This window comes from Rhodococcus shunpengi, assembly GCF_048381395.1.
In the GTDB taxonomy this organism is placed as follows: Bacteria; Actinomycetota; Actinomycetes; order Mycobacteriales; family Mycobacteriaceae; genus Rhodococcus.
Genome location: NZ_JBLWIU010000003.1, coordinates 1 through 4,694 on the forward strand (window position 1 = coordinate 1; position 4,694 = coordinate 4,694).

Annotated in this window: 1 protein-coding gene; it reads left to right on the plus strand. The window is 67.7% G+C overall.

What is annotated here, in order from left to right:
- On the plus strand, window positions 1-4,694 hold a 4,694-nt coding region (locus ACNJ7K_RS00125), incomplete at both ends, for an amino acid adenylation domain-containing protein (RefSeq protein WP_487040952.1).

Here is a 4,694-nt window from a genome sequence, read left to right on the forward strand (position 1 = left end):
GTGGATCTGTTCGGCGAGCAGGTCTTGCGGGTGCCGGATGCGACGGCGTTGGTGTTCGAGGGTGAGTCGCTGACCTATGCCGAGTTCGATGCGCGTGTCAATCGTCTTGCGCGCAGGTTGATTTCGGAGGGTGTGGGTCCGGAGTCGACGGTGGCGTTGGCGATGCGTCGCTCGGTCGAGTTGCTGGTCGGTATGTATGCGGTGGTCACGGCCGGTGGCGTGTACGTTCCGGTGGATCCGGATCAGCCGGACGAGCGCAATGCGTACATCCTCGACACGGCTGCTCCGGTGGTGATCCTGTCCACCGAACGCGACGGGTTCACGGCACCGGGGGAGAAGTCTGTCCCCACCCTGCTGCTCGACAGCCTGGATCTTTCGGACGTCTCGGCCGCCTCTATCGCCGACGGCGAGCGGATTGCGCCGTTGCGTGCGTCGAATACGGCGTATGTGATCTTCACGTCGGGTTCGACGGGCCGGCCGAAGGGTGTGGCGGTGCCGCACGCGGCGATCGTCAACCAGTTGCTGTGGAAGCGTGAGCATTTCGGTCTCGGCGTCGATGATGCGGTGTTGTTGAAGACGGTGGCGACGTTCGACCTGTCGGTGTGGGAGTTCTGGTCGGCTCTCGTGTCCGGTGGGCGTGTGGTCGTCGCGTCGGCGGACGGTCATCGTGATCCGGCCTATCTGAACCGGTTGCTGACCGAGCAGGCGGTGACGACGCTGCACGTGGTGCCGTCGATGCTCGAGGCTCTGATGGTCGACGCCGACGGAGTGCTGGCCTCCTCGCTGCGCCACATCCTCGCCATCGGCGAAGCGCTGCCGCCGGCGACCGCCCAGCGGTTCCTGACCCACAACCGGGCGCGGCTCGTGAACCTGTACGGCCCGACCGAGGCCGCGGTGTCCGTCACCGCCGGTGATGTCACCGACATCTCGGGTGCGTCGGTGCCGATCGGTGTGCCCGAGTGGAACACCCGTGTCTACGTGCTCGACGAGCGCCTGCATCCGGTTCCGGCCGGTGTCGCCGGTGAGCTCTACCTCGCCGGTGCGCAGCTCGCGCGTGGTTATTTCGGGCGCCCGGATCTGAGCGCGGAGCGGTTCGTCGCCTCGCCGTTCGGTGACGGGGAGCGTCTGTATCGCACGGGTGATCTGGTGCGGTGGACCCGTGACGGTCAGTTGGATTACCTGTCGCGCACCGACTTCCAGGTGAAGGTGCGTGGTTTCCGTATCGAGCTCGGTGAGATCGAATCCGCTCTGCGCGCGATGGATGCGCTGCGTGATGTCGCGGTGATCGCCCGTGAGGACGAGCGGGTCGGCACCCAGCTGGTCGCCTACGTCGTGCCCGCGGACGGTGCGCAGGCGGACATCGAGTCGATCAGGTCCGCGCTCGGCGCCCGGGTGCCGTCGTACATGGTCCCGTCGGCGTTCGTGACGCTCGATGCGCTGCCGCTGAACGTCAACGGCAAGCTCGACCGCAGGGCGCTGCCCGAGCCGGTCTTCGAGACCCGCGAATTCCGGACCCCCGTCACACCGGCCGAGCAGGCCGTCGCCGCGGTCTTCGCCGAGGTGCTCGGCGTCGAACGGGTCGGCCTCGACGACGACTTCTTCGAACTCGGCGGCAACTCGCTGCTCGCCACCCAGGTGGCCTCCCGCCTCGGAGCCGCGCTCGGTGCGAAGGTTCCGGTGCGCGCCCTCTTCGAGAACACCACCGTCGCATCGCTCGCCGGTGCGGTCGAGTCGCAGCGCGGCGACGACCGCCGGCCTCTCGAAGCCGTCGAGCGGCCCGCACGGATCCCGTTGTCGCTCGCGCAGCAGCGCATGTGGTTCCTCAACCGCTTCGACACCGAATCGTCGGCCTACAACGTGCCGATCGCGATCCGGCTCACCGGCGATCTCGACGTCGACGCGCTGCAGGCCGCCGTCGGCGACGTCGTGGCTCGTCACGAATCGCTGCGCACCTTCTACCCGGAGACCGAGGACGGTCCCGTCCAGGTCATCGTTCCCGCACCGCAGGCGGTTCCCGACCTCACCCCCGTGGACGTGCCGGAGACGGACATCGTCGCCGCCGTCCAGGAACTCGCGGCGACGATCTTCGACGTCACCACCGCCGTGCCGCTGAACGCGCGACTGTTCCGGGTCCGCGAATCCGACTACGTCCTCGCCTTCGTGGTCCACCACATCTCCGCCGACGGTTCGTCGATGGGTCCGCTCACACGCGACCTCATGACGGCCTACGTCGCGCGGTCGCAGGGCGACGCCCCGGCGTGGGAGCCGTTGTCGGTGCAGTACGCCGATTTCGCCATCTGGCAGCGCGAGGTGCTCGGCGACGAGGACGATCCCGAATCGCTGGCCGCCAAGCAGGTCGAATACTGGAAGCAGGCCCTCGCCGGCCTGCCCGACCAGCTCGATCTCCCGAGCGACCGGCCGCGTCCCGCGGTCCAGTCGTTCCGGGGCGGCCGCGTCGACTTCACGGTCGAAGCCGAACTCCACCGGCGCCTCGCCGACCTCGGCCGGCGCACGAACACCACGATGTTCATGGTGCTGCACACCGCACTCGCGGTGTTCCTCGCACGCATGTCCTCGAGCGACGACATCGCGATCGGCACGCCGATGGCCGGTCGTGGCGAGCGCGAGCTCGACGACCTGATCGGCATGTTCGTCAACACGCTGGTGTTCCGGACCCACGTCGATTCGGACGCGTCGTTCACCGAACTGCTGGGACGGACCCGTGAGGCCGACCTCGGCGCGTTCGCGAACGCCGACGTGCCGTTCGAGCGGCTCGTCGAGGTGCTCAACCCCGCACGGTCCACGGCACGGCACCCGCTGTTCCAGGTGGGTCTGTCGTTCCAGAACCTCGCGCAGGCCGCACTCGAACTCCCCGGTCTCACCATCTCCGGTCTCGACACCGACATGGAGATCTCGCAGTTCGACCTGCACCTGATCGTCACCGACCGCTACAGCGACGACGGCACGCCCACGGGCATCACCGGCTACTTCACCTACGCGACCGATCTGTTCGACGAATCGACGGTCGCGGAGTTCGCCGCCCGGTTCATCCGCGTGCTCGACGCCGTGGTCGACGACCCGGCCCTGCCGGTCGGCGATCTGCCCCTCCTCGACACCGTGGAAACCATGCGAGTGCTCGAGGCGTGGAACGACACCGTGCACCCCACCGCCTCGGCGACCCTGGTGGATCTGTTCGGCGAGCAGGTCTTGCGGGTGCCGGATGCGACGGCGTTGGTGTTCGAGGGTGAGTCGCTGACCTATGCCGAGTTCGATGCGCGTGTCAATCGTCTTGCGCGCAGGTTGATTTCGGAGGGTGTGGGTCCGGAGTCGACGGTGGCGTTGGCGATGCGTCGCTCGGTCGAGTTGCTGGTCGGTATGTATGCGGTGGTCACGGCCGGTGGCGTGTACGTTCCGGTGGATCCGGATCAGCCGGACGAGCGCAATGCGTACATCCTCGACACGGCTGCTCCGGTGGTGATCCTGTCCACCGAACGCGACGGGTTCACGGCACCGGGGGAGAAGTCTGTCCCCACCCTGCTGCTCGACAGCCTGGATCTTTCGGACGTCTCGGCCGCCTCTATCGCCGACGGCGAGCGGATTGCGCCGTTGCGTGCGTCGAATACGGCGTATGTGATCTTCACGTCGGGTTCGACGGGCCGGCCGAAGGGTGTGGCGGTGCCGCACGCGGCGATCGTCAACCAGTTGCTGTGGAAGCGTGAGCATTTCGGTCTCGGCGTCGATGATGCGGTGTTGTTGAAGACGGTGGCGACGTTCGACCTGTCGGTGTGGGAGTTCTGGTCGGCTCTCGTGTCCGGTGGGCGTGTGGTCGTCGCGTCGGCGGACGGTCATCGTGATCCGGCCTATCTGAACCGGTTGCTGACCGAGCAGGCGGTGACGACGCTGCACGTGGTGCCGTCGATGCTCGAGGCTCTGATGGTCGACGCCGACGGAGTGCTGGCCTCCTCGCTGCGCCACATCCTCGCCATCGGCGAAGCGCTGCCGCCGGCGACCGCCCAGCGGTTCCTGACCCACAACCGGGCGCGGCTCGTGAACCTGTACGGCCCGACCGAGGCCGCGGTGTCCGTCACCGCCGGTGATGTCACCGACATCTCGGGTGCGTCGGTGCCGATCGGTGTGCCCGAGTGGAACACCCGTGTCTACGTGCTCGACGAGCGCCTGCATCCGGTTCCGGCCGGTGTCGCCGGTGAGCTCTACCTCGCCGGTGCGCAGCTCGCGCGTGGTTATTTCGGGCGCCCGGATCTGAGCGCGGAGCGGTTCGTCGCCTCGCCGTTCGGTGACGGGGAGCGTCTGTATCGCACGGGTGATCTGGTGCGGTGGACCCGTGACGGTCAGTTGGATTACCTGTCGCGCACCGACTTCCAGGTGAAGGTGCGTGGTTTCCGTATCGAGCTCGGTGAGATCGAATCCGCTCTGCGCGCGATGGATGCGCTGCGTGATGTCGCGGTGATCGCCCGTGAGGACGAGCGGGTCGGCACCCAGCTGGTCGCCTACGTCGTGCCCGCGGACGGTGCGCAGGCGGACATCGAGTCGATCAGGTCCGCGCTCGGCGCCCGGGTGCCGTCGTACATGGTCCCGTCGGCGTTCGTGACGCTCGATGCGCTGCCGCTGAACGTCAACGGCAAGCTCGACCGCAGGGCGCTGCCCGAGCCGGTCTTCGAGACCCGCGAATTCCG